Source organism: Streptomyces sp. NPDC002845, from assembly GCF_053591955.1.
In genome coordinates, this window is sequence record NZ_JBSFUU010000102.1 from 1 (window position 1) to 23,219 (window position 23,219).

14 protein-coding genes and 1 pseudogene are annotated in these 23,219 nt (G+C 71.5%); 3 read left to right on the forward strand and 12 right to left on the reverse strand.

The window, feature by feature from the left end; translation table 11 throughout:
- Positions 1–805, reverse strand: an 805-nt coding sequence (locus tag ACWD3C_RS42385; RefSeq protein ID WP_451153051.1) for a maltotransferase domain-containing protein, incomplete at its 3' end; no start/stop codon positions are given.
- A gap of 249 nt (positions 806–1,054) precedes the next feature.
- The gene (locus ACWD3C_RS42390; RefSeq protein WP_451153053.1) at positions 1,055–2,311 is read right to left on the reverse strand and encodes a S8 family peptidase; all 1,257 of its coding nucleotides are present in this window, start codon (positions 2,309–2,311) and stop codon (positions 1,055–1,057) included.
- A 410-nt stretch (positions 2,312–2,721) separates the two neighbouring features.
- On the opposite strand from ACWD3C_RS42390, the gene glgP reads away from it, so the two are divergent.
- Positions 2,722–5,340, forward strand: coding sequence for an alpha-glucan family phosphorylase (gene glgP / locus ACWD3C_RS42395; RefSeq protein ID WP_451153055.1), 2,619 nt, complete (start codon positions 2,722–2,724; stop codon positions 5,338–5,340).
- Between the two features lie 19 nt (positions 5,341–5,359).
- On the opposite strand, the gene ACWD3C_RS42400 is transcribed toward glgP, so the two are convergent.
- From ACWD3C_RS42400 to glgX, 10 genes and pseudogenes are all read right to left on the reverse strand, one after another.
- Positions 5,360–6,328, reverse strand: coding sequence for an NAD(P)-dependent alcohol dehydrogenase (locus tag ACWD3C_RS42400; RefSeq protein WP_451153057.1), 969 nt, complete (start codon positions 6,326–6,328; stop codon positions 5,360–5,362).
- A 92-nt stretch (positions 6,329–6,420) separates the two neighbouring features.
- Positions 6,421–6,666, reverse strand: a complete 246-nt coding sequence (locus ACWD3C_RS42405) for an alpha-L-rhamnosidase C-terminal domain-containing protein (RefSeq protein ID WP_451153059.1) — start codon at positions 6,664–6,666, stop codon at positions 6,421–6,423.
- Positions 6,667–6,881: 215 nt separating this feature from the next.
- Complete coding sequence (locus ACWD3C_RS42410; protein WP_451153061.1) at positions 6,882–7,430, reverse strand: DUF1990 family protein; 549 nt, start codon at positions 7,428–7,430, stop codon at positions 6,882–6,884.
- Between the two features lie 80 nt (positions 7,431–7,510).
- A pseudogene (locus tag ACWD3C_RS42415) lies at positions 7,511–7,729 on the reverse strand (M4 family metallopeptidase); the annotation flags it as partial.
- A 229-nt stretch (positions 7,730–7,958) separates the two neighbouring features.
- Positions 7,959–10,037 carry a M4 family metallopeptidase gene (locus tag ACWD3C_RS42420; protein ID WP_451153063.1) on the reverse strand — a complete coding sequence of 693 codons (2,079 nt, stop codon included), beginning with the start codon at positions 10,035–10,037 and terminating at the stop codon, positions 7,959–7,961.
- Positions 10,038–10,361: 324 nt separating this feature from the next.
- Complete coding sequence (locus ACWD3C_RS42425) at positions 10,362–12,104, reverse strand: ABC transporter ATP-binding protein (protein WP_451153065.1); 1,743 nt, start codon at positions 12,102–12,104, stop codon at positions 10,362–10,364.
- Positions 12,101–13,855 carry an ABC transporter transmembrane domain-containing protein gene (locus ACWD3C_RS42430; RefSeq protein ID WP_451153089.1) on the reverse strand — a complete coding sequence of 585 codons (1,755 nt, stop codon included), beginning with the start codon at positions 13,853–13,855 and terminating at the stop codon, positions 12,101–12,103. The genes ACWD3C_RS42425 and ACWD3C_RS42430 overlap by 4 nt, the downstream gene beginning before the upstream one ends.
- A gap of 137 nt (positions 13,856–13,992) precedes the next feature.
- Entirely contained in the window at positions 13,993–15,870 is a 1,878-nt protein-coding gene (locus ACWD3C_RS42435) for an ABC transporter ATP-binding protein (protein ID WP_451153067.1), read from the reverse strand.
- On the reverse strand, positions 15,867–17,789 hold the full coding sequence (locus ACWD3C_RS42440) for an ABC transporter ATP-binding protein (RefSeq protein ID WP_451153069.1): 1,923 nt from the start codon (positions 17,787–17,789) through the stop codon (positions 15,867–15,869). Before ACWD3C_RS42440 ends, ACWD3C_RS42435 begins: the two co-directional genes overlap by 4 nt.
- A 121-nt stretch (positions 17,790–17,910) precedes the next feature.
- Positions 17,911–20,193: a glycogen debranching protein GlgX gene (gene glgX / locus ACWD3C_RS42445; protein WP_451153071.1), complete on the reverse strand. Its 2,283-nt coding sequence runs from the start codon at positions 20,191–20,193 to the stop codon at positions 17,911–17,913.
- Between the two features lie 225 nt (positions 20,194–20,418).
- Here glgX and ACWD3C_RS42450 point away from each other — a divergent pair, with 225 nt between their 5' ends.
- Together ACWD3C_RS42450 and ACWD3C_RS42455 are read left to right on the forward strand one after the other, a co-directional pair.
- On the forward strand, positions 20,419–21,645 hold the full coding sequence (locus ACWD3C_RS42450; protein ID WP_451153073.1) for an Ig-like domain-containing protein: 1,227 nt from the start codon (positions 20,419–20,421) through the stop codon (positions 21,643–21,645).
- A 245-nt stretch (positions 21,646–21,890) separates the two neighbouring features.
- Complete coding sequence (locus tag ACWD3C_RS42455; RefSeq protein WP_451153075.1) at positions 21,891–23,129, forward strand: L,D-transpeptidase; 1,239 nt, start codon at positions 21,891–21,893, stop codon at positions 23,127–23,129.
- Positions 23,130–23,219 lie beyond the last annotated feature (90 nt).

Consider the following 23,219-nt stretch of genomic DNA (forward strand, 5'->3'; position numbering starts at 1 on the left):
TGCCGTGCGGGCGCTCGGGGGTGCCCTCGGAACGCGGGAAGAACTCGTACCAGGAGCCGTACAACGCCCGCTCCCGCTCCACCAGCAGCGGCAACTCATCGGAGGAGGTGACCAGTTCGCGCAGTGGATGCCGGGCGAGGATCGCGTCGACCTCGGGGGTGAGCGCGGCGGCGAGGCGGGCGGCGGCCGGGCGGGTCTCGTCGCGCAGGGCGTCGACGGCGGTGAGGAGCACGTCCCGCCTGCCCTCGTTCTTGGGCACCCCGGTGGCGGCCCGCTCGTACAGCTGGGCGCCCTCCTCCAGGACCAGTTCGGTGTCCAGGCCCGCCGGGATCTTGATCTGTGCGTGGTGCCGCCAGGTGGTGACCGGGTCGCCCCAGGCTTCCACGGTGTACGTCCAGCGGCCCTCGCCCGGCACGGTGACGGTGACGCCCCAGCGGTCGGTTCCGGGGGCCAGTTCGCGCATGGGCGTCCAGGGGCCGGGGCGGCCCTCGGGGTCTTTGAGTACGACATTGGCGGCGACCGCGTCGTGGCCTTCGCGGAAGACGGTGGCGGAGATCTCGAAGGACTCGCCCACGACCGCCTTCGCGGGGCGGCGCCCGTGGTGGACGACCGGGCGGACGTCGAGGACCGGTATGCGTCCGATGGTGGGGGCGCTCGGGGTGGGGGGTGGACCGGCGTCCGCGGGGCGCGCGGGGCGCTCGGCGGGCGCGGTGGTGGTGGTCGTCGTACGGGTGGTCGTGCTGGTCGTGTTGCCGGTCGTGCTGCTGGTCGTCGGGGGTGCTGACGAGTGGTGCGTGGCGGGCATGGCCGCTCCTGTCCGCGTCAACGGGGGTGGGCGGATGAGGGTGTGGGGAGGTGGGGCCTGCGGGGCGTACCGGAGGAGCCTTCCCACTCTATGCGGGTGGGCATTCCGGCACTTTGTTAACTACTCACGCGTATGTCTACACACAAGACCGGCCTCGTCGGGGAGGACGAGGCCGGCCGGTCTCGGCTTGCTGTTCCGCTTGATTCCCGTGGGGCTCCCGTGGGCCGTCCGGGTGCCGTGGAAGCGTCGCTACGGGTGGTTGACCTGCAGGAGCCTGTTCGGTGAACCGGCCCCCTTCCCACGGACCTTCCCCTTCACCGCCTGGCCGGTAAGTGCCTTGCTCACCTGGGCCGGATCGGCGCCCCGGTGTTCGGCCAGATAGAGCGCGGCGGCGCCGGCGACGTGCGGGCTCGCCATCGACGTACCGGAGTAGGTCGCCCTGGCGGTGTCGCTCGTGTGCGCCGCGGAGGTGATCGCCACGCCGGGCGCGAACAGGTCCAGACTCGGGCCCCAGTTGGAGAAGCCCGCCCTCGCGTCCTTGCGGTCCGTCGCGCCGACCGTGATCGCCTGGCCGACCCGGGCCGGGGAGTACAGGCCTGCCAGGAGCCCGTCGTTGCCCGCGGCGACCGTGAACGTGACCCCGGACGCGATGGAGTTGCGTACGGCGGCGTCGAGCTGCGCGTTGGCGGGGCCGCCGAGGCTCAGGTTGGCCACGGCGGGCTTCCCGGCGTTCCTGGTCACCCAGTCGATGCCCGCGATGACCTGGGCGGTCGTGCCGGCGCCGGCGTTGTCGAGCACGCGTACGGCGACGACGTCGGCCTTCTTCGCGACGCCGTACCTGGCTCCCGCGACGGTGCCCGCGACATGGGTGCCATGGCCGTTGCCGTCGCCCGCGGTGCCGTCGTCGCCGACGAAGTCCCAGCCGTAGCGCGCCCGGCCGCCGAAGTCCTTGTGCGTGACGCGGATGCCGGTGTCGATGACGTACACCGTGACGCCCTTGCCCGCCGAATCGGGCCATGTGTAGCTCTTGTCGAGCGGCAGCTTCCGCTGGTCGATGCGGTCCAGGCCCCACGAGGGCGGGTTCTTCTGGCGGTGGTCGTACGTCACCTCGGTGTCCTGGACGACCGAGGCGACGCGGGAGTCCGCCGCGAGCGCCCGTGCCTGACGCTCGCCGGCCTTCACGGAATAGCCGTTCAGGACCGAGCTGTAGGTGTGGCGGATTTTCGCCCCATATTTGCCGGCGATGTCCTTTCCGGCCTCCGCCGAGGCCTTCGTTCCCCCCTTGAGCGTCACGATGTAACTCCCGCTGACGGAGCCGGGGGCACCGGCGCCCAGGATCGGTCCCTGCGGGAGGGCCTGCGCGGGCAGCGTGATGGCCGAAAGCATCGTGGCCATGGTGACCGCGGTGAGTCCGGCGCCCCAGCGCAGCCGCCTGCCTCTGGTGCGGCCGGTGCGCGAGACGCGTGAGGTACGCGTGATGTGTTCGATCCGTGCACGGTGGTGCATGACTTGACTACCCCCTCCTCAACTCGGCGCACGGTGGCCGGAGTTCCCCGGGTGCGGCGGAAGCCGGCCGGTACGCCACGTGGGCAGCCTCTCGTGATGGATGAAGTGCCACAAGGCCCCTTTTTGCGCCTAAACCGGCGCCGCTCTGGCGGACCTGGTTGCTCGCACCCCTTTGCGCCTAAACCGGCGCCGCTCTCGCGGACCTGGTTGCTCGCCGTCGTGGTTTCTCAATTGATGGTTGCGGCGAGTGGCACTGGGGTGGGGGCACTGGGGTGGGGGGACTCGGAGGAGCGCGCCCGGGGAGGCACCATGTCGTGGAGGCACTCTCACCGCTACCGTCGGGGGACGAAGGGACGCACAGCGGTGTGCGTCCCTCGGCCGCGTACGTCCTCCGTGAAGGTGGCATCCCCGTGAAGGCGATCCGCAGATTCACCGTACGACCCGTCCTCCCCGAAGCCCTTCACCCGCTCAGCGACCTGGCGCGCAATCTGCGCTGGTCCTGGCATGCCGAGACCCGTGATCTCTTCCAGTCCGTCGACCCCGAGTGCTGGGCCGCGTCCGGCGGCGACCCCGTACGGCTCCTCGGCAGCGTCCCGCCCGAGCGTCTCGCCGAACTCGCCGGGGACCGCCGCTTCCTGCGCCGCCTCGCCGCCGCGGCCGACGACCTGCGCGACTATGTCTCCGGCGACCGCTGGTACCAGTCCCAGCCCGCCGGACTCCCCGCCGCCGTCGCGTACTTCTCACCGGAGTTCGGCATCACGGCGGCACTCCCGCAGTACTCCGGCGGCCTGGGAATCCTGGCCGGCGACCATCTGAAGTCGGCCAGCGACCTCGGCGTCCCCCTGATCGGCGTGGGCCTGCTGTACCGGCACGGCTACTTCCGCCAGTCCCTGTCCCGCGACGGCTGGCAACAGGAGCACTATCCGGTCCTCGACCCCCACGAACTCCCCGTGGCGTCCCTCAGGGAACCCGACGGCTCCCCGGCCCAGCTCTCCCTGGCCCTCCCCGGCGGCCGCGAACTGCACGCCCGCATCTGGCAGGCCCAGGTCGGCCGTGTGCCGCTGCTGATGCTCGACTCGGACGTGGAGGAGAACGACCTCGGCGAACGCGGCGTGACCGACCGCCTCTACGGCGGCGGCAGCGAACACCGGCTGCTCCAGGAGATGCTGCTCGGCATAGGGGGCGTGCGGGCGGTACGGACGTACTGCCGCCTGACCGGCCACCCGGAGCCGGAGGTCTTCCACACCAACGAGGGCCACGCCGGCTTCCTCGGCCTGGAGCGCATCGCCGAACTCTGCGACAAGGGGCTGGACTTCGACGCGGGCCTTGAGGCGGTCCGCGCGGGCACGGTCTTCACCACCCACACCCCCGTCCCCGCCGGCATCGACCGCTTCGACCGCGAGCTGGTGGCCCACCACTTCGGCCCCGACGCGGAGCTCCCGCGCATCGACGTCGAACGCATCCTGGGGCTCGGGATGGAGACGTACTCGGGCGGCGACCCGAACGTCTTCAACATGGCGGTGATGGGCCTCAGGCTGGGGCAACGGGCGAATGGCGTCTCGCTGCTGCACGGCGACGTCAGCCGGGAGATGTTCTCGGGCCTGTGGCCGGGCTTCGACCCGTCCGAGGTCCCGATCACCTCGGTGACGAACGGCGTGCACGCCCCGACCTGGGTGGCACCGGAGGTGTTCCGCCTCGGCGCGCGGCAGATCGGCGCGCAGCGCGCGGAGGACGCGATGACGGTAGGGGCTTCCGGCCGCTGGGACGCGGTGGCGGAGATCTCCGACCAGGACATCTGGGATCTACGGCGGGTGCTGCGCGAGCAGTTGGTGGTGGAGGTACGGGAGCGGCTGCACGTGGCGTGGCGTCAGCGGGGCGCCGGTACGGCCGAACTGGGCTGGATCGACGGCGTACTGGACCCCGACGTCCTGACGATCGGCTTCGCGCGCCGCGTCCCGTCGTACAAACGCCTGACCCTGATGCTGCGGGACCGGGACCGCCTGATGGACCTGCTGCTGCACGAGGAGCGCCCGATCCAGATCGTGGTGGCCGGGAAGGCGCACCCGGCGGACGACGGCGGCAAACGCCTGATCCAGGAGCTGGTGCGCTTCGCGGACGACCCGCGCGTACGCCACCGCCTCGTGTTCCTGCCCGACTACGGCATGGCGATGGCGCAGAAGCTGTACCCCGGCTGCGACGTATGGCTGAACAATCCGCTGCGCCCGCTGGAGGCGTGCGGGACCAGCGGCATGAAGGCCGCGCTGAACGGGTGCCTGAACCTGTCCGTTCTGGACGGCTGGTGGGACGAGTGGTACCAGCCGGACTTCGGCTGGGCCATCCCCACGGCGGACGGCACGGCGACCGACGACGACCGCCGGGACGACCTGGAGGCGACGGCGCTGTACGACCTGCTGGAGCAGCGAGTCGCCCCCCGCTTCTACGAGCGCGGGCAGGGCGGACTGCCGGACCGGTGGATCGAGATGGTGCGCCAGACCCTCACCCACCTGGGCCCCAAGGTGCTGGCGGGCCGGATGGTGCGGGAGTACGTGGAGCGCCTGTACGCGCCCGCGGCCAGGGCGCACCGTGCCCTGACTCCGCCTGTGGCACAGGAGTTGTCGCTGTGGAAGGCGCGGGTCAGGGGAGCCTGGCACGGGGTGACGGTCGACCACGTGGAGACGTCGGAGACGACGGCCACGGCGGAGCTGGGCACGACCATGTCGCTCCGGGTGCGGGTGGGGCTCGGCGACCTGGCCCCGGACGACGTGGAGGTCCAGGCGGTCTCGGGCCGCGTCGACTCCCAGGACCGCATCACGGACGCGGACTGCGTGCCCCTGAAGCCGACCGGCGGACCGGACGAGGAAGGCCGTTGGGCGTACGAGGGCCCGCTGTCCCTGGACCGCACGGGCCCCTTCGGCTACACGGTACGCATCCTCCCGGCGCACCGCCTGCTCGCGTCGCCCGCGGAGGTGGGGCTGGTGGCGGTGCCGTCGGAGGGGACAGGGGAGGGGGCGGGGGTGTTGATGCGCTGAGCGCTCCTCGGGGTGCGGTTCAGACGGTGATGACGATCTTCGAGCGCGCGTGCTCCACTTCGAGGTGGCGGATGGCTTCGGGGGCCTCGGCCAGAGGATAGGTGCGCTCGACGACCGGGGTGATCTTCCCGGAGTCGGTGAGTTCCCTGAGCGCCGCGAGGTTCGCCGCGCTGGGCGCGACGAGGAGCGGCCGCACTCGCTGTCGTACGAAGGGGGAGGTCAGGACGCCCCGAAGCGTGAGCCAGAGCGGGCCGAGGAGATGACCGGGTGTGCCCCCGCCGCCCAGGACGAGGATGCCGGTGGGGGTGAGGGCGCGCCGGAGGTCGAGGAGGGGCCGGGTGGCGGTGAGGTCGAGGACGACGTCGTACCGCTGCCCGCTTTGGGTGAAGTCCTCCTTGGCGTAGTCGACGATGTGGTCGGCCCCGAGGGACGTGACGAGGTCGGCGTTGCGTGCGCTGCACACGGCGGTCACCTCGGCGTCGAGCGCCTTGGCGATCTGCACGGCGAACGTACCGACGCCCCCGGACGCGCCGTTGATGAGCACGCGCTGCCCGGGCCGCACCTCCCCCCTGTCCCGCAGGCCGATGAGGGCCGTGCCCCCGGCGAGGGGGACGGCGGCGGCCTGCTCGAAGGTGAGGGACGCGGGTTTGCGGCCGACGCCTGACTCGGGGACGGTGACGTACTCGGCGAAGGTCCCGTCGACTTCCCCGAACACTTCGTCGCCGGGCCGGAGTCCGGTGACCTGTGCGCCGACCGCCTCCACGACTCCGGCGAAGTCCCGGCCGCGGATCCTGGCCCTGGGCCTTCGAAGCCCGAGGGCGAGCCGCGCCACGTACGGGTCTCCGCGCATGAGGTGCCAGTCGGCCGCGTTGACGGACGCGGCCCGTACGCGCACGAGCACCTCGCCGTCACCCGGCACGGGCTGCTCGACGTCCTTGACCTCCAGGACGTCGGGTGATCCGTAACGGTCCTGCACGACTGCCTTCATGGAGTTCCCCCCTCGGTTGCACACGCGGTGATGCTTAGGGGGAGAGTAGAGGCGCGGCCCTGAAACGGGTATCGGGGGCAATCCCTAGTGCTTCAGGAGGACAACACCGAAGCGGGCACCGGCCCGGCCTTCCCGGTGAACTCCCAGCTGCCGTGCGGCACGCGGTAGACGACGTGGCCGGGCTCGGAGCGCACATGCTCCGCCCCGCGCGGCGCGGCCGTGTCCTGCCGCCGGGCCGCCGGCACATGTACCTCGGCTTCCGCGCCCACGAGCACCTCGACGGCGAGACGCAGACGGTCCCCCGAGCGTCTCCAGCCGACCGAAGCCCTGCCCCTCACGGTCCGGATCGACGTACGTGCCCAGTCCACTCCCTACGGGCGTCGGGGCGCACGGTGAAGGTGCGGTAGCCCGCGTCACCGGGGCGCAGGCCGGCGACGCTCTCGTGGAGCCACATCTCCCACATGGTGTCGGCGCCGCTCTGCTGCGCCCCCGGCCACCGGCGGCAACCTCCCGGCTCAGAGGCGGAGTGGTGGAGTCCGTGCCCAAGAGTGCCTCACTCCTCGAACTCCGCGCACAGCCTCCGCAGCACGGCCCCGCACCGCCGCGCATACGCGTGCTGCAGCCCCCGAGTCGCAGCCCCGCCCGCCCGTGCGTACCACTTGGCCCCGCGGCTGAACGCGGTCACCGTCAGCCACACGGTCCCGTCGCCCGTGCGGTCGATGACGAAGGCCTCCTCGCCGCACTCCGGGTGGCCGGGGAGGGTGCCGTAGGCCCAGCCCACGCGCCGGGGCTCGTCGACGCGCCAGACCACGCGGCACGGGGCCTTGATGACTCCGCCCAGGGTGACCGTGACGTCCACACCGGGGGCCGCCTCCGGAGCCTCGGCCGTGATGCCCACGCCCACTTCCCTGTGCATCTCCCAGGACAGCAGTGCCTGCGTGGCGCGGGTGAACACCGCCACCCCCTCCCCGATGCGCGATCGGACGCGGAGGGGGTGGAAGCCGGGTGGGCAGCGGCCGTCGAGGGTCGCGCCCACGTCCTCGTAGGTGAAGGGGCCGTCTGCGAAGGGGCCGTGCGGAACGCGGCCGTCCGTGTGGGGCATAGGCCCTAAGCGTAAAGCGGTACCCGGAGTCGCCTTCTCTCCGGGTACCGCCCCTCGGCCAAGCGAACGTCAGGCGGACCGTAGCGCAGCGGGGTGCCGTTGCCCCGGATGTCGATCTTCTCGCCGATGAGGTAGTCGCCCGGGGTCCTGGGGTTCGCCGCGTAGAACTCCACCGCCGTGCCGAGGATGTCGGACGTGGCCTTGTTCGGGCCGCCGGACTCGCCGCTCTAGCGCAGGCCCGCGGTGTTCGAGGTGAGGCCGTGGGTCATCTCGTGGCCGGCCACGTCGATCGAGAAGAGTGACATCCGGGGCGTGTGCATGCCAGGAGGGTGGAGTGATGTTGGCTGAAAGGTGCCGTCCGGAACTGTTTCCGGTGTGTTATTCGGCTTCGAACAGCGGCAAAACGCCGGTCGATCCGCCTTCCGCGTACGGCAAAGAGGGCGCCGTCCCGGGGAGTTGCCCCCCCGGGACGGCGCCCGGCTCACGAGCCCGTCACGCGTATGTCCGCACGCGGGTCCACGCGTACGCCTACGGGAACGTCAGCTTCCAGCTGTTGATGTTGCCGGTGTCGAACCGCGCCTGGTCCTGGACCCTCAACTGCCAGGCGCCGTTGGCCACTTCGGAGGAGGCGTTGACCGTGTAGGTCTCGAAGACGTCGTCCGCCGAGTCGGAGGAGCTGAACGGCTTGAGGTTGTACACCGAGCCGTCGGGCGCCACGAGGTCGATGACGAGGTCACCGCGCCAGGTGTGGGTGATGTCCACGGCCACCGCCAGGTTCGACGGCGCGTTGCCGGTGATGCCGGAGACGGTGACCGACGACGTCACCGCGGCCCCGTTGTCCGGAATCGACACGGCGGTGCCGTTCTCGAACGACGTACCGCCGCCCCCGCCCCCGCCGTCGTCGCCGGAGCGCGCACCGACGTTGACGCCCGCCCACGCATCCTGCACCGCCGCGTACTCGGCGCTGTCGGTGCCGTACAGGTCGGCGGTGACCGCCAGGGTTCCGGTGCGGGCGCGCGCGTAGTTGGTGGTGGAGGTGAACTGCGTGGTGAGCGCCTTGAACCAGATCTGCTCCGCCTTGGCGCGGCCGATGCCGGTCACCGGAAGGCCGTCCGAGGTGGGCGAGTTGTAGGTGACACCGTTGATGGTCTTGGTGCCGCTGCCCTCGCTCAGCAGGTAGAAGAAGTGGTTCGCCGGGCCCGACGAGTAGTGCACGTCGATCGAGCCGATCCCGGAGTACCAGCTGTCCTTCGACACGCCGTCCCTGCTCGGCTGGTCCATGTAGCGCAGCGGCGTGCCGTCGCCGCGGATGTTGATCTCCTCGCCGATGAGGTAGTCACCCACGTCGGAGGGGTTGTCCGCGTAGAACTCCACCGTCGCGCCGAAGATGTCGGAGGTCGCCTCGTTCAGACCGCCGGACTCTCCGCTGTAGTTGAGGCCCGCGGTGTTCGAGGTCAGTCCGTGCGTCATCTCGTGCGCGGCCACGTCGATCGACGTCAGCGGGTTGGCGTTGTTCGCGCCGTCGCCGTACGTCATGCAGAAGCAGCTGTCGGACCAGAAGGCGTTGACGTAGTTGTTGCCGTAGTGGACCCGGGAGTACGCTCCCACCCCGTCGCCGCGGATGCCGTTGCGGCCGTGCACGTTCTTGTAGTAGTCCCAGGTCAGCGCGGCACCGTAGTGCGCGTCGGCGGCGGCCGACTCCAGGTTGGACGCGCTGCCGTCGCCCCACACGTCGTCGGAGCCGGAGAACAGCGTGCCCGTGCCGGAGGTGCCGCGGTTCAGGTTGTAGGTGCGGTGGTTGCCGCGCGCGCCGTCGGTGAGGTTGTACGTCGACCCGGACTGCGTGGTGGTGAGGTCCACCGTGCCGCTGTACACCGTGTGGCCGGTGCCGGTCTCGATGGCTTCCCACTCGAACAGCTGCTCGCCGGTGGTGGCGTCCGTGATGACGTGCAGCTCCTGCGGGGTGCCGTCGTGCTGGAAGCCGCCGACCACCGTCTCGTACGCCAGGGTCGGGGTGCCGTCGGCCGCCCAGACGACCTTGCGGGGCGCGCGGTTGACGTCGGGGCTCTTGGCCTCCTCAGCCTTCGCGGCGTCCAGGGCCTGCTTCTCGGCCTTCGAGGCGGCGATCGCCGGCGTGAGGGACGCGACCTTGATGGTGGCCCGGCTGGCCTTCACGACACCTTCGGCCCGGCCCGCGGTCGTCTCGACGACCAGGTCGCCGCCGAGGACCGGGAGGCCGTCGTAGGTGCGCTCGTAGCGCGTGTGGGTCGTGCCGTCGCGGTCCTGGACCACGTCACGGACGACGAGCTTCTCCTTGGCGCCGAGACCCAGCTCCTTGGCCGTGTCGGCCTTGGCCGCGTTGGTCTCGCGTATCAGCTCGGCCCGCTGGGCGGGGGTGAGCTTCTTGGGCAGGGCGCCCGGGTCGGCCTTGCCCGCAGCCGACGGTGCCTTCTCCGGGGCGGCGGTGGCGGCGCCCGACTGGACGGCCGCGGCCAACAGGGCGGTGACGGCGACGAGCGCGCCGGCGGCGGCACGTCGCTGGAAGGTGCGGGATCTGTGGGGGGTGGTGGTGTGGGAGGTGCGTCTGTGGGACTGGCGTCTCAACACTGACTCCTTCTGCGCGGCCGCGGGTTGCGCGGCCAGGGGAGAGCGCACGGTGGGTCGCCGTGCGGGCAGAACAAGACGGCACGGCAACGAAAGGCCGAGCGTTGTGGGGTTGCTGTGAAGTAGCCGGGGGAAGCGTGTCAGGTGAGCGCGCTCGCTGTCAGGGTCGCGTCAATAGATTGGCCGGAAACCATCCGTTGCCCGGTTGGTCATGTTCGGTATACGGACTGTTCGCTCGCCGTGACCGCCGGAGGCCGCTGCTGAGCGGCCTCGCGGAAGCGAGGCGCACGCCCACGTGCCCCACGTGCCCACGCCGCCCGGCACCCCTCAGCCGTGCCACGACCTCCACAGCGCCGCATACGCCCCGTCCGCCGCCACCAGCTCGTCGTGCGTGCCGAGTTCGGTCAGGTGGCCCTCCTCCATGACGGCCACCCGGTCGGCGTCGTGGGCGGTGTGGAGCCGGTGGGCGATGGCGATGACGGTGCGCCCTTCGAGTACGGCGGCGAGGGCGCGCTCGGTGTGGCGGGCGGTGGTCGGGTCCAGCAGGGCGGTGGCCTCGTCGAGGATCAGGGTGTGGGGGTCGGCCAGCACCACGCGGGCCAGGGCGAGTTGCTGGGCCTGGGAGCCGTCGGTGGCGTGGCCGTCGGGGCCCAGGTCGGTGTCGAGGCCGGCCGGCAGTTCGCCCACCCATCCGTCGGCGCCGACCGCGGCCAGCGAGGCCCACAACTGGGCGTCGGTGGCGGACGGTTCGGCGATGAGCAGGTTGTCGCGGACGGTGCCCAGGAACACATGGTGCTCCTGGGTGACGAGGACGACCTGCCGCCGCAGCTCCTCCGGGCCCAGCGCGGAGATCGGCACCCGCCCCACCGTCACCGTGCCCGAACGCGGCGCGTCGATCCCCGCGAGCAGCCGGCACAGCGTGGTCTTGCCCGCCCCCGACGGGCCGACGACCGCCAGCCGCTCGCCCGGCCGGACGGTCAGGTCGACCCCGCGCAGCACCTCGCCCCCGCGGTCGTACGCGTAACGCACCCCGCGCACATCGATCCGGTCGTCCACCGGCACCGGCGAGTCCGTCTCCTCCGCCCGCGGCGCCCGGCCCAGCCCCTCCACGCGCGCGAACGAGGCACCGCTGCTCTGCAGTTGCTCGACCTGGCTCAGCAGATCGTCGAGCGGCGACTCCAACTGCCGTAGATACAGGGCGGCCGCCACCACCGTGCCCAGGCTCATCGCCCCGCGCTCGTGCAGCACACCGCCGACCAGCAGCACGACGACCACAGGGAGGACGTACGAGACCTCCACGGCAGGGAAGAACACGCTCCGCAGATACAGGGTGTGCAGCCGGGTGCGCCGGGACGTCGCCAGCGCCCGACGGCTCGCGGCGACGCGCCGCCCCCGCAGCCCGAACGCCTCGACCGTACGCGCGCCGTCGGCCGTCGCCGCGACGATCTCGGCGACCTCCGACGTGGCCGCCCCCTCGGCGAGATACGCCGTGCGCGCCCGGAGCAGATACCAGCGCAGCGCCCACCAGATGCCCACCTGGGAGAGCAGCGCCGAGACGCCGAGCAGCGGTTCGAGGGCGAACACCGCGCCGAGGATGAACAGGCACTGCACCGAGGAGATCAGCAGCACGGGCCCGGCGTCACGCAACGTGGTGCCCACGGCGGCGACATCGGCGGTGCCGCGGGCCGTCAGATCGCCCGTCCCGGCCCGCTCCACCACCGAGGACGGCAGTGCCAGCGCCCGCTCCACGAACTCCTCGCGCACCCGCGCCAGCGTCCGCTCCCCGAATCGGTGTCCCGCATACCGCGCCCACCGCGCCAGCAGCACCTGCGCCACCGCGCACACCAGGATGACGAACGCCAGCCGGTCCACGACCGCCACCCCGCCCCCGGCCCGCACCTCGTCGATGATCCGCCCGAGCAGCCACGGACCGACCAGACCGGCGCCCGCGGCGAGGACGTTGAGGACGAGTACGGCGCCGAAGGCCCGCCTGTCCGCCCGGACCAGCCGCAGCGCCGCCCGGCGTACGTCGGCGGGCTCGGCTATGGGCAGCTGCGCGGACGCGGTCACCGTACGGACTCCTCTTCGTCGGCCGTGTCGCGGGACACCAGCGCGCGGTACCCCGGCTCCTGGCCGAGGAGTTCGAGATGGCGGCCGGCCGCCGCGACCTTGCCGTCGACCAGGTAGTACACGGTGTCCGCCCGGTCGAGCACGAGCGGGGAGGTGCTGGTGACGACGGTCGTACGGCCCTCGCGTGCCGCGCGCAGGCGCTCGGCGACGGCGGCCTCGGTGTGCGCGTCGAGCGCGGAGGTCGGCTCCACGGCGAGCAGCACCTCCGGGTCGGCCAGCAGCGCCCGGACCAGCCGTACGCGCTGCCGCTGCCCGCCGGAGAGGTTGCGCCCCTGCGCGTCGATCGCCGAGTCGAGGCCGTCCGGCAGGCCGAGGACGATGTCGTCGGCGACGGCCGCGCGCACCGCCCGCAGGAGGTCCTCCTCGCCGGGCTCCCCGCGGCCGGAGACCAGCTCGCGCAGCGTCTCCGAGAACAGGTCGGCCTCGTGGTCGGCGACCAGGATGCGGTCTCTGACCTGCGGCAAAGCGACCTCGTCGAGGCGTACGCCGCCCCAGGTCACCTCCGTCGGGCCGTACCGCCCGAGACGGTCGACCACGGCCGCCAGGTCCGCCGGCCGGGAGCCCGCCAGAGCCGTCAGCCGCCCCGGCACCACCTGGACGCCGGACTCCGGGTCGTGCAGCACGGCCGGGGAGGCGGGCGCGTCCAGGGCCGCCCGGTCGTCCGTGGCCTCGGGCTCCAGCCTCAGGAACCGTACGACCCGGCGGGCGGCCACCAGACCGCGGCTGATCTGGTAGCCGCACTCGATGAGGAAGGCCACCACCGGCACCAGGACCGCGACATAGCCGTACACCGACACCAACTCGCCCACGGAGACGGACCCTTGGGCGGCAAGCCGGGCCGCGAGCCAGGTCACCACGGCGAGGAACAGTGTCGGCAGCCCGATGCCGAGCGCCTGGATCCAGCTCGTCACCGCGCCGACCCGGTAGCCCTGCGCCTGGAGCCGGCGAGAGTCACGGCGGAACGCGTCCGCGAACAGACCTTTGCCGCCCAGCCCGTTGAGGACCCGCAGCCCGCCCGCGAGATCGCCGATCCGCGCGGTCAGCACACCCTGCCGCTCGCGGTACACCGTCTCCGCGCCCTGCAACCTGCTCATCATCGGCCCGACGAGCAGGGCGACGACCGGCACCCCGAGCAGCACCACCACCGCCAGCGGCAGCGAGACCGAGAACAGCATCCCGGCCACCACCCCATAGCCGATGACCGCGCCGACACCCGGCCCGACCACGGTCAGTGACATGCTGATCGTCCGCACGTCGGACACCCCGATCGTGACGACCTCCCCCGCCCCGCCCCGGCGCGACAGCGCGGCACCCAGCCGGACCGACTGCCCCACCACGACCTTGACCGTACGGAAGTTGGCGTCCATCCGGATACGGGTCATCACCCGGTGCCGCGAGATGCTCACCCAGGAGTTGAACGTCCCCACGCCCAGCAGCACGGCCGACCACCCGACCAGCGCGCCCAGGTCGCCCGGCTCCAGCCCGTCGTCGATCGCCCGGGCCAGCAGATACGGCGACAGGGCCATCAGCACCAGCCAGACGGTGCCCAGCACGGCCCCGGCGAGGGACCGCCCCGGCTGCCGGGCGACGAGCCACCAGAGGTAGCGACCGCCGCCGCGGGAGTCGGGCGTGCCGGGTTCCTCGTACGGGCTCCCCTTTTTGACGCTCGGTTCGCCTCCGGGGCGCCACAGCCGGTGTCGAGAGGCCGATCGTGCTCGACCCTCCTCCGTCGGGCCTCCGCGCTCCCCCACGCTCGGCTTCGCTCGCGCGGGGGGACCCCCATGGCCTCTCGACACCGACGCGCCCCTTCGGCTCACTCGCGGTGTTTTCACGCCAGGCTGTCCCGCCACGCCTGGTGCAGATCCGCGAATCGGCCCGTGCCCGCGATGAGTTCGGCCGGGCTGCCGTCCTCGACGATGCGGCCGTGCTCCATGACGAGGACGCGGTCGGCGATCTCGACGGTCGACAGACGGTGGGCGATCACGACGGCGGTACGGCCGCGCAGGACGGTCAGCATCGCGCGCTGGACCGCCTGTTCGCCGGGAACGTCGAGGGAACTCGTCGCCTCGTCGAGGATCAGGACGGCCGGGTCGGCGAGCAACGCCCGTGCGAACGCGACCAGTTGGCGCTGACCGGCGGAGATACGGCCACCCCGTTTGCGTACGTCGGTGTCGTAGCCCTCGGGCAGGGCGCTGATGAAGTCATGGGCGCCGATCGCCCTGGCGGCCCGCTCGGCCTCTTCGCGGGTGGCGTCCGGGCGGCCGATGGCGATGTTCTCGGCGACCGTGCCGGAGAACAGGAACGCCTCCTGGGTCACCATGACCACCCCGCGCCGCAGTTCGGGGTTGGCCAGGTCGCGCAGGTCGACGCCGTCGAGGAGGACCCGGCCGTCGGAGGGGTCGTAGAAGCGGGCCAGCAGCTTGGCGAGCGTGGACTTGCCGGCGCCCGTGGACCCGACGACGGCGACGGTCTGCCCGGCGGGGATCGTGAGGTCGAAGCGCGGGAGTACCTCGCCGCCGGTGCGGTACGCGAAGCGCACGTCCTCGAACACGACCTCGCGGCCCGGGTGTTCGGACTCCTGGGCGGGCAGGTGCTTCGGGGACGCGGGTTCCGGGACCGAGGGCGTCTGGGCGAGCAGGCCCGCGATCTTCTCCAGAGAGGCCGCCGCCGACTGGTACGAGTTGAGGAACATGCCGAGCCGGTCGATGGGGTCGTACAGGCGCCGCAGATACAGCACCGCCGCCGCCAGCACACCCAGGGCCAGGGTGCCCTCGGCCACCCGGGACGCGCCCCACAGCACGATCGCGGCGACCGCCGTGTTGGCGACCACGCGGGAGCTCACGACATAACGGGCCATCTCCAGCAGCGCGTCGCCGTTGGAGCGTTCGTGGCGGCGGTTGAGCACCGCGAACTCCGCGTCGTTCGCCGCCTCGCGCCTGAAGGCCCGTACCGGGCGGATGCCGTTCATCGTCTCCACGAACTTCACGATCACGCCCGCGATCGCCGTGGACCGCACCCGGTAGACCCGCCCGGCGCGGCGCCGGTACATCCGTATGAGCAGATACAGCGGCACGAACGACGCCACCGCGACCGAGCCCAGTCCGAGGTCCAGCCAGAGCAGCATCGCGGAGATGTAGACGAAGGACAGGATGACGGTGACGAGCTCCTGGAGCCCTTCGTCCAGCAGTTCGCGCAGGGACTCCACGTCCGTCGTGGAACGGGAGATCAGCCGGCCCGAGGTGTAGCGCTCGTGGAAGTCGATGCTCAGCGCCTGCGCGTGCCGGAAGATCCGGCCGCGCAGATCGAGCAGCACGTCCTGGTTCACGCGCGCGGACACACCGATGAACCCGTACTGGAGCGCGCCGGAGGCCACCGCGCACAGCAGGTACCCCACTCCCACCGCGATCAGCGGCCCGTTCCGGTCCTCCCGGAACGCCGGTACCGCCTGGTCGATGGCGTACGCCACCAGCAGCGGGCCCGCCTGCACCGCCGCCTGCTGGAGCAGGAGCAGCACGGTCGTGAGGGCGACCCGGGCCTTCATGGGGGCGAGCAGGGAGCGGAGCAGGGCGGCGGTGGCGCCCGGGGGAGTGGGGAGGTCGTCGTGGTCGAAGGGGTCGGTCGTCGTGGCCGGGGCGGTGGCCGTGGGCTGGGGTTCGTCGGCGGGTTTCTCCTGGCCCGGTGCCGTCGTCGTGGGGGTTGTCGTCATCGGGCGGCCTCCTCTCCGGCCATGGCCTCTTCGGCTACGGGTTCTTCCGGTTCCGCTACGGGTTCTTCCGCGCCGGACATCAGGTGGGCGTACTCGGCGTTCGTGCGCAGCAGTTCGTGGTGGGTGCCCACCGCGGCGATACGGCCGCCGGAGAGCAGGGCCACGCGGTCGGCCAGCAGGACCGTGGACGGGCGGTGCGCCACGATCAGGGCCGTCGTCTCGGCCAGGACCCTGCGCAGGGCCGCTTCGACCGCGGCCTCCGTGTGGACGTCCAGGGCGGAGAGGGGGTCGTCGAGTACGAGGAACCGGGGGCGCCCCACCACGGCCCGCGCCAGCGCCAGGCGTTGGCGCTGGCCGCCGGAGAGGCTGAGGCCCTGCTCGCCGACCTGGGTCTTCGTGCCGTGGGGGAGGGCGTGGGCGAAGTCGGCCTGGGCGATGGCGAGGGCGCGCTCCAACTCCGCTTCGCCCGAGTCCTGTCGGGCGCCCATGAGGACGTTCTCGCCCACGGAGGCGGAGAAGAGGGTGGGTTCCTCGAAGGCCACGGAGACCAGGGCACGCAGTGCTTCCCTGGACATCTCGGTGATGTCCTGGCCGTCGAGGGTGATACGGCCGGAGGTCAGTTCGTGGAGGCGGGGGATGAGGGCCGTGAGGGTGGTCTTGCCGCTGCCCGTCGCGCCGACCAGGGCCATGGACTCGCCGGGGCGGATGTGGAGGTCGATGCGCTCCAGGACGGGGGGTGAGTCCTCGGGGGCGTCGGGGTAGCGGAACCGCACGTTGTGGAAGTGCAGACCGCCGGTCGTAGCTGCGGGCAGTCGTGCCGCTGGGGCGGCGCCCGTCCCACTGAGTGTGGCACCTCGTAGCACCGAGTCGCGCGGCCCACCCTCGGTCAGCACTGGCGCGGGGGCACTGGACAGTTCCGTCGCCTCGGGCTTCGCGTCCATCACCTCGAAGTACCGCTCCGTCGCGGTCGCCGCCTCCTGGCTCATCGCCAGCAGGAAGCCGATGGAGTCGACGGGCCACCGCAGCGCGAGTGCCGTGGACAGAAAGGCGACCAGCGTCCCCGCGGACAACGCCCCGTCGGCCACCTGAACCGTACCGAGGACGAGGGCGGTCCCGATCGCCAGCTCGGGCAGCGTCACGATCACGGCCCAGATCGCCGCGAGCAGCCGGGCCTTGCGCAGCTCGGTCCCCCGCAACGTCCGCGACAGCTCACGGAACGCCCGCGCCTGACTCCGATGCCGCCCGAACCCCTTGATGATGCGGATGCCGAGCACGCTCTCCTCGACGACCGTCGTCAGGTCGCCCACCTGGTCCTGCGCACGCCGCGCGACCACGGCGTACCGCTTCTCGAAGACCACGCAGAGCACCATCACCGGAACGGCGGGCCCCAGGATCACCAGCCCGAGTGTCCAGTCCTGCAACAGCATGATGATCACACCGACGAGGATGGTGACGCCGTTGACCAGCAGGAAGGTCAGCGGAAAGGCGAGGAACATCCGCAGCAGCATCAGGTCCGTCGTCCCCCGGGACAGCAGCTGCCCCGAGGCCCACCGGTCGTGGAAGGCGACCGGCAGCCGTTGCAGATGCCGGTACAGATCCGCCCGCATCGTCGCCTCGACCCCGGCGAGCGGCCGGGCCACCAGCCACCGCCGCAGCCCGAACAGCAGGGCCTCGCCGAGCCCGAGCAACAGCAGAAAGAGCGCCCCGAGCCACACACCCCGCGTATCGCGGTCGGCCACCGGACCGTCCACCATCCACTTCAGGACGAGCGGGATCATCAGACCCGTGCACGAGGCGATGACCGCGATGCCGGCGGCGGTGAACAGCCGCACCCGCACGGGCCGTACATACGGCCACAGGCGCAGCAGACTTCGTACGGCTGAACGGTCTTCCCCGGTGGTTGCACGTGTCGTGGGCATCACGAGCGAGCCTACGGTTCGGCACTGACAGTGCCCACTGAGTTTTGGCCGGACCCGAATCCGCCGCTGGTCCTACGACCTGGGCCTGGGGACGCCCCCCGGTCGAGGGACGAAGAACCCCTCACCTCACCACCCGCAGCAGCAACACCGCCCGAGCCGGCACCGTCACCTCGCCCCCCGCGCGGTGCACCACCCCCGGCGCCGACTCCTGCTCCTCCCTCGACGTGTCGACGACCACCTCGTACCGCTCGGCCCACGGCGCCCCGGGCAGTACGAAACTCACCGGCCGGTCCCCGGCGTGCAGGACGGCGAGGAAGCTGTCGTCGAGGATGGGCACACCCCGGGCGTCACGCCCCGGTATGTCCCGCCCGGACAAGTACATCCCCAGCGTCGCCGCCGGCGCGTACCAGTCCCGTTCCGTCATCTCCGTCCCGCGGGCCGTGAACCAGGCCAGGTCCCGCAGCCCGTCGGCGGAATGGGCTCGGCCGGAGAAGAAGGCCCTGCGCCGGAGGACGGGGTGCTCGTGGCGGAGGGCGATCAGGCGGGACGTCAGGTCGAACAGGGCCTTCCAGCCCGGCTCCTCCAGCAGACTCCAGTCCAGCCAGCTGATCTCGTTGTCCTGGCAGTACGCGTTGTTGTTGCCACGCTGCGTCCGCCCCATCTCATCGCCCGCGACCAGCATGGGCACCCCCGTGGACAGCAGCAGCGTCGTCAGCAGGTTCCTCAACTGCCGCCGCCGCAGCGCCCGTACGCGCTCGTCCTCCGTCTCACCCTCCGCCCCGCAGTTCCACGCCCGGTTGTCGTCCGAACCGTCCCGGTTGCCCTCCCCGTTCGCCTCGTTGTGCTTGCGCTCGTACGACACCATGTCCCGCAGGGTGAAACCGTCGTGCGCCGTCACGAAGTTGACCGAGGCGTACGGCCGCCGCCCGCCCCACGCGTACAGGTCGCTGGACCCCGACAGGCGGTAGCCCAGGTCGCGCACGTCCGGCAGGGCGCCCCGCCAGAAGTCCCGTACGGCGTTGCGGTAGCGGTCGTTCCACTCGGTCCACAGGGGAGGGAAGGCGCCGACCTGGTAGCCGCCCGAGCCGACGTCCCAGGGCTCGGCGATCAGCTTCACCCGCCGTAGCACCGGGTCCTGGGCGATGACGGCGAGGAAGGGGGACAGCATGTCGACGTCGTGCATGGACCTGGCGAGAGCGGCCGCCAGATCGAAGCGAAAACCGTCCACCCCCATCTCCGTCACCCAGTACCTCAGCGAGTCCGTGATCAGACGCAGGACGTGCGGCTGTACGACATGCAGGGTGTTGCCGCAGCCCGTGTAGTCCGCGTAGCGCCGCGCGTCCGACTGGAGGCGGTAGTAGCCCCGGTTGTCGATGCCGCGCAGCGACAGCATCGGGCCCAGCTCGCTCGCCTCCGCCGTGTGGTTGTAGACCACGTCGAGGATCACCTCGATGCCGGCCGCGTGCAGGGCGCGCACCATGCGCTTGAACTCGCCGACCTGCTGACCCGCCGTCCCGGAGGCCGCGTAGGCCGCGTGCGGGGCGAAGTAGCCGATCGAGTTGTAGCCCCAGTAGTTCTTCAGGCCGCGCCGCAGCAAGTGGTCCTCGTGGGCGAACTGGTGCACGGGGAGCAGCTCGACCGCCGTCACGCCCAGCCGTACGAGGTGGTCGATGGCGGCGGGGTGCGCCAGACCGGCGTATGTGCCCCGCAGCTCCTCCGGGATACCGGGGTGCAGTTCGGTGAAGCCGCGGACGTGCAGCTCGTAGATCACCGAGTCCGCCCACGGGGTCTTGGGGCGGCGGTCGTCCGTCCATTCGTCGTCGGTCGCATCGTCGTGGACGACGACACCCTTGGGGACGTACGGCGCCGAGTCCCGGTCGTCGCGCACGGTGTCCGCCACATGCTGCTGGGGCCAGTCCCGTACGTGCCCGTAGACCTCCGGCGGCAGCCGGAACTCGCCGTCCACCGCGCGCGCGTACGGGTCGAGGAGGAGTTTCGCCGGGTTCCAGCGGGCGCCGGTCCAGGGGTCCCAGCGGCCGTGCACGCGATAGCCGTAGCGCCGGCCGGGCAGCACACCGGGGACGAAGCCGTGCCAGATCTCGTGCGTCAGCTCGGTGAGCCGGACACGGGTCTCCGTGACTTCCGCACCTTCCTCGCCGCTCTCGTCGAACAGGCACAGCTCGACCGCCTCCGCCCCGCCCGCCCACAGCGCGAAGTTGGTGCCCGCGACCCCGTCGGGCCCCACGCGGAACCGCGCCCCGAGCGGCATCGGCGCCCCCGGCCACACGGGCACGGGAACGGGTGCGTCGGCCGGGCGCTGCCTGCCGTTCAGCTCGGCGGCCGGACGCGCGGCCGGCACCCCGCACGCCTCCTCAACTGCCTCCTGCTCAGGTGCGCTCGCCACCTCAAGGCCTCCTGCGGCTCGGTGGGACGACACGGACCAGGGAGCACAGGTGTCCCGGCCCCTTCTTTCCGGCCCGTGCGCCTTCGGCCCGTTCGCCTCCGGTGCGCTCCAGCCGGTGCCGGCTCACGGGCGTGGCTCCCCGTCGCGTCGTCCTCCCCAAGGTTCTGCCCAGCGTGTGGCTCGCACTCACGTTTCCCCGGGGCGTGCGCCGTCGTTGGGACGCACGTGAACGACGTACAGACACACGCGCGACGCGCAGGGGCCGCGCTGGCCGCCGTACTGACCTGGGCGGGCCTGCTGGCGGGGGCCGCCGGATGCACGGGCGGAGGGCTTTTCGGCAGGCCCGGGGCCTCCGAGGACGTGATCCGGGTCTCCCCGGAGGACGGCAGCGAGGGGGTGCGCGGCGACGAGCGCTTCGAGGTGCGGGTGCCCAGCGGGCGCCTGGAGTCCGTGAGGGTCGTCAAGTCACAGGGCGCGCAGGACACTCCGGTGCCCGGCCGCATCTCCGCCGACGGCCTCACCTGGCGCCCCACCGGCGACGGCCGCCCCGCCCTCGCCGCCCGCTACAGGGTCGACGCCGTCGCCCTCGACGGCCACGGGCGCCGCTGGGCCCGGCACACCACTTTCACGACGTACGCCCCCGACAAGCGCTTCATCACGCACGTCACCCCCGAGCACCGCTCCACCGTCGGCACCGGCATGATCGTCTCCCTGGAGTTCAACCGGGAGATCGAGGACCGCGCGGCCGTCGAGCGCGCGATCGACATCCGGGCCAGCCCGGCCGTCGACATCCGCCCCCACTGGTTCGGCGCCGACCGGCTGGACTTCCGCCCGGAGCACTACTGGAAGCCGGGCACGAAGGTCACCGTCGCGCTGCGGCTGCGGGACGTCGAGGGGGCGCCCGGGGTCTATGGACTCCACCACAAGACCGTCTCGTTCACCGTCGGCCGCAGCCAGGTCAGCGTCGTCGACGCGGCCGCGCACACCATGCGGGTCCGGCGCGACGGCGAGCTGATCGCCACCCTGCCGATCACCGCGGGGGCGCCGGAGACCACGACGTACAACGGGAAGATGGTCGTCACCGAGATGCTGGAGGTGACCCGGATGAACGGCGCCACCGTCGGCTTCAAGAAGGCCGACGGCAAGGGGGAGTACGACATCCCGGACGTCCCGCACGCGATGCGACTGACCACCTCCGGGACCTTCCTGCACGGCAACTACTGGGCGGAAGACGTCTTCGGCAGGGCCAACGTCAGCCACGGATGCGTCGGGCTGCGCGATGTGAAGGGCGGCAGTCCGGGCACGCCCGCCGGATGGTTCTTCGACCGGAGCCTCGTCGGTGATGTCGTCGAGGTCGTCAACAGCGAGGACAAGAAGGTCGCTCCCGACAACGGCCTCGGAGGGTGGAACATGGGCTGGAAGGAGTGGAAAGCGGGTTCCTCGGTGAAGTAGTCCGACATGAGGACGGCATGGATGACATAGATGGATGACATAGGGGGACGGGGCGAGGAACTCCGAGGGGGGTCGCACGAGCACCCCGCGTGGTCCGACTTGGGACCAAACGGTGACAACCGCGGGGATCATAAGCGTCGAACGTGTGGTTAATGTACGCACACACATACGCGGACGACGCGTTGACGTGCGGCCTCATCAGGCCGACCGGCCCCGACAGGGGGCCATGCGAGGGGAGAGCGAACTTGAACGGGCGACCGATATCGGGGGCGTCGGTTGGCGCGCGGACACGAGGAGTACTGGCGCTGCTGCTGGGCGTGCTCCTCCTCACGGTGACCGCGTGCGGGGGCGGAGGCGGAGGCTCGAACTCCGGCTCCGACAAGGGGAAGGGCAAGGGGGACTCGGACAAGCAGGAGACCAAGGTCTCCCAGGCCGTCGTGAGGATCGCCCCGGAGAACGGCGCCGCCGACGTGGCCACCAGCGGTGCCCTCAAGGTCACCGCCGCCAAGGGCAAGCTGACCGAGGTCACCGTCGAGGACGGCGAGGGCAACGAGATCGAGGGGGAGATCACCGACGGGGGCGCCACCTGGACGCCGTCGATCCACCTCGCGTCGGCCACCGAGTACAAGGTCCACGCGGTGGCGGAGGACTCGGCGGGGCTGGAGGCGGCCGAGGACTCGTCGTTCACCACGCTGACGCCTCAGAACACCTTCGTCGGCATCTTCACCCCCGAGGACGGCTCCAAGGTCGGCGTCGGTATGCCGTTCTCGCTCCGCTTCACGCGCGGCATCACCAACCCCGAGGACGTCGAGAAGGCCATCACCATCAAGACCGAGCCGGCCGTCGAGGTCGAGGGCCACTGGTTCGGCAACGACCGCCTCGACTTCCGCCCCGAGAACTACTGGAAGCCCGGCACGAAGGTCACGGTCGACCTCAACCTCGACGGCGTCGAGGGGCGCCCCGACGTCTACGGCGAGCAGGACAAGACGGTCTCCTTCGAGATCGGCCGCAGCCAGGTCTCCACGGTCGACGTCAAGACCAAGCAGATGGTCGTCAAGCGTGACGGCAAGGTCATCCGGACCATCCCCGTCACCACCGGCGCGCCCGGCTACGACACCTGGAACGGCCAGATGGTCATCAGCGAGCGCCTCACCGTGACCCGCATGAACGGCGACACGGTCGGCTACGGCGGCGAGTACGACATCAAGGACGTCCCGCACGCCATGCGCCTGTCCACCTCGGGCACCTTCATCCACGGCAACTACTGGGGCGGCGACGCCTTCGGCAACTACAACGCCAGCCACGGCTGCATCGGCCTGCGCGACGTCCAGGGCGGCTGGGACAAGGACATCGAGGCGGCCTGGTTCTTCAACAACTCGATCCTCGGCGACGTCGTCACCGTCAAGAACTCCAACGACGCGACAATCGCACCGGACAACGGCCTCAACGGCTGGAACATGTCGTGGGAGGACTGGAAGGCATAGGGGGCCGGGCCGCGTCCCAAAGGGGCGCGGGGCGGTGACATCAGCGGCTCCGCCGCGGGGCGCGACCAGCCACCACGCACCCGCACTATG

Coding starts and splice junctions, on each gene's coding strand:
- ACWD3C_RS42390 (WP_451153053.1), bottom strand. CDS start 2,311: ATGCACCACCGTGCACGGATCGAACACATCACGCGTACCTCACGCGTC.
- ACWD3C_RS42400 (WP_451153057.1), bottom strand. CDS start 6,328: ATGAAGGCAGTCGTGCAGGACCGTTACGGATCACCCGACGTCCTGGAG.
- ACWD3C_RS42410 (WP_451153061.1), bottom strand. CDS start 7,430: ATGCCCCACACGGACGGCCGCGTTCCGCACGGCCCCTTCGCAGACGGC.
- ACWD3C_RS42435 (WP_451153067.1), bottom strand. CDS start 15,870: ATGACGACAACCCCCACGACGACGGCACCGGGCCAGGAGAAACCCGCC.
- ACWD3C_RS42440 (WP_451153069.1), bottom strand. CDS start 17,789: ATGCCCACGACACGTGCAACCACCGGGGAAGACCGTTCAGCCGTACGA.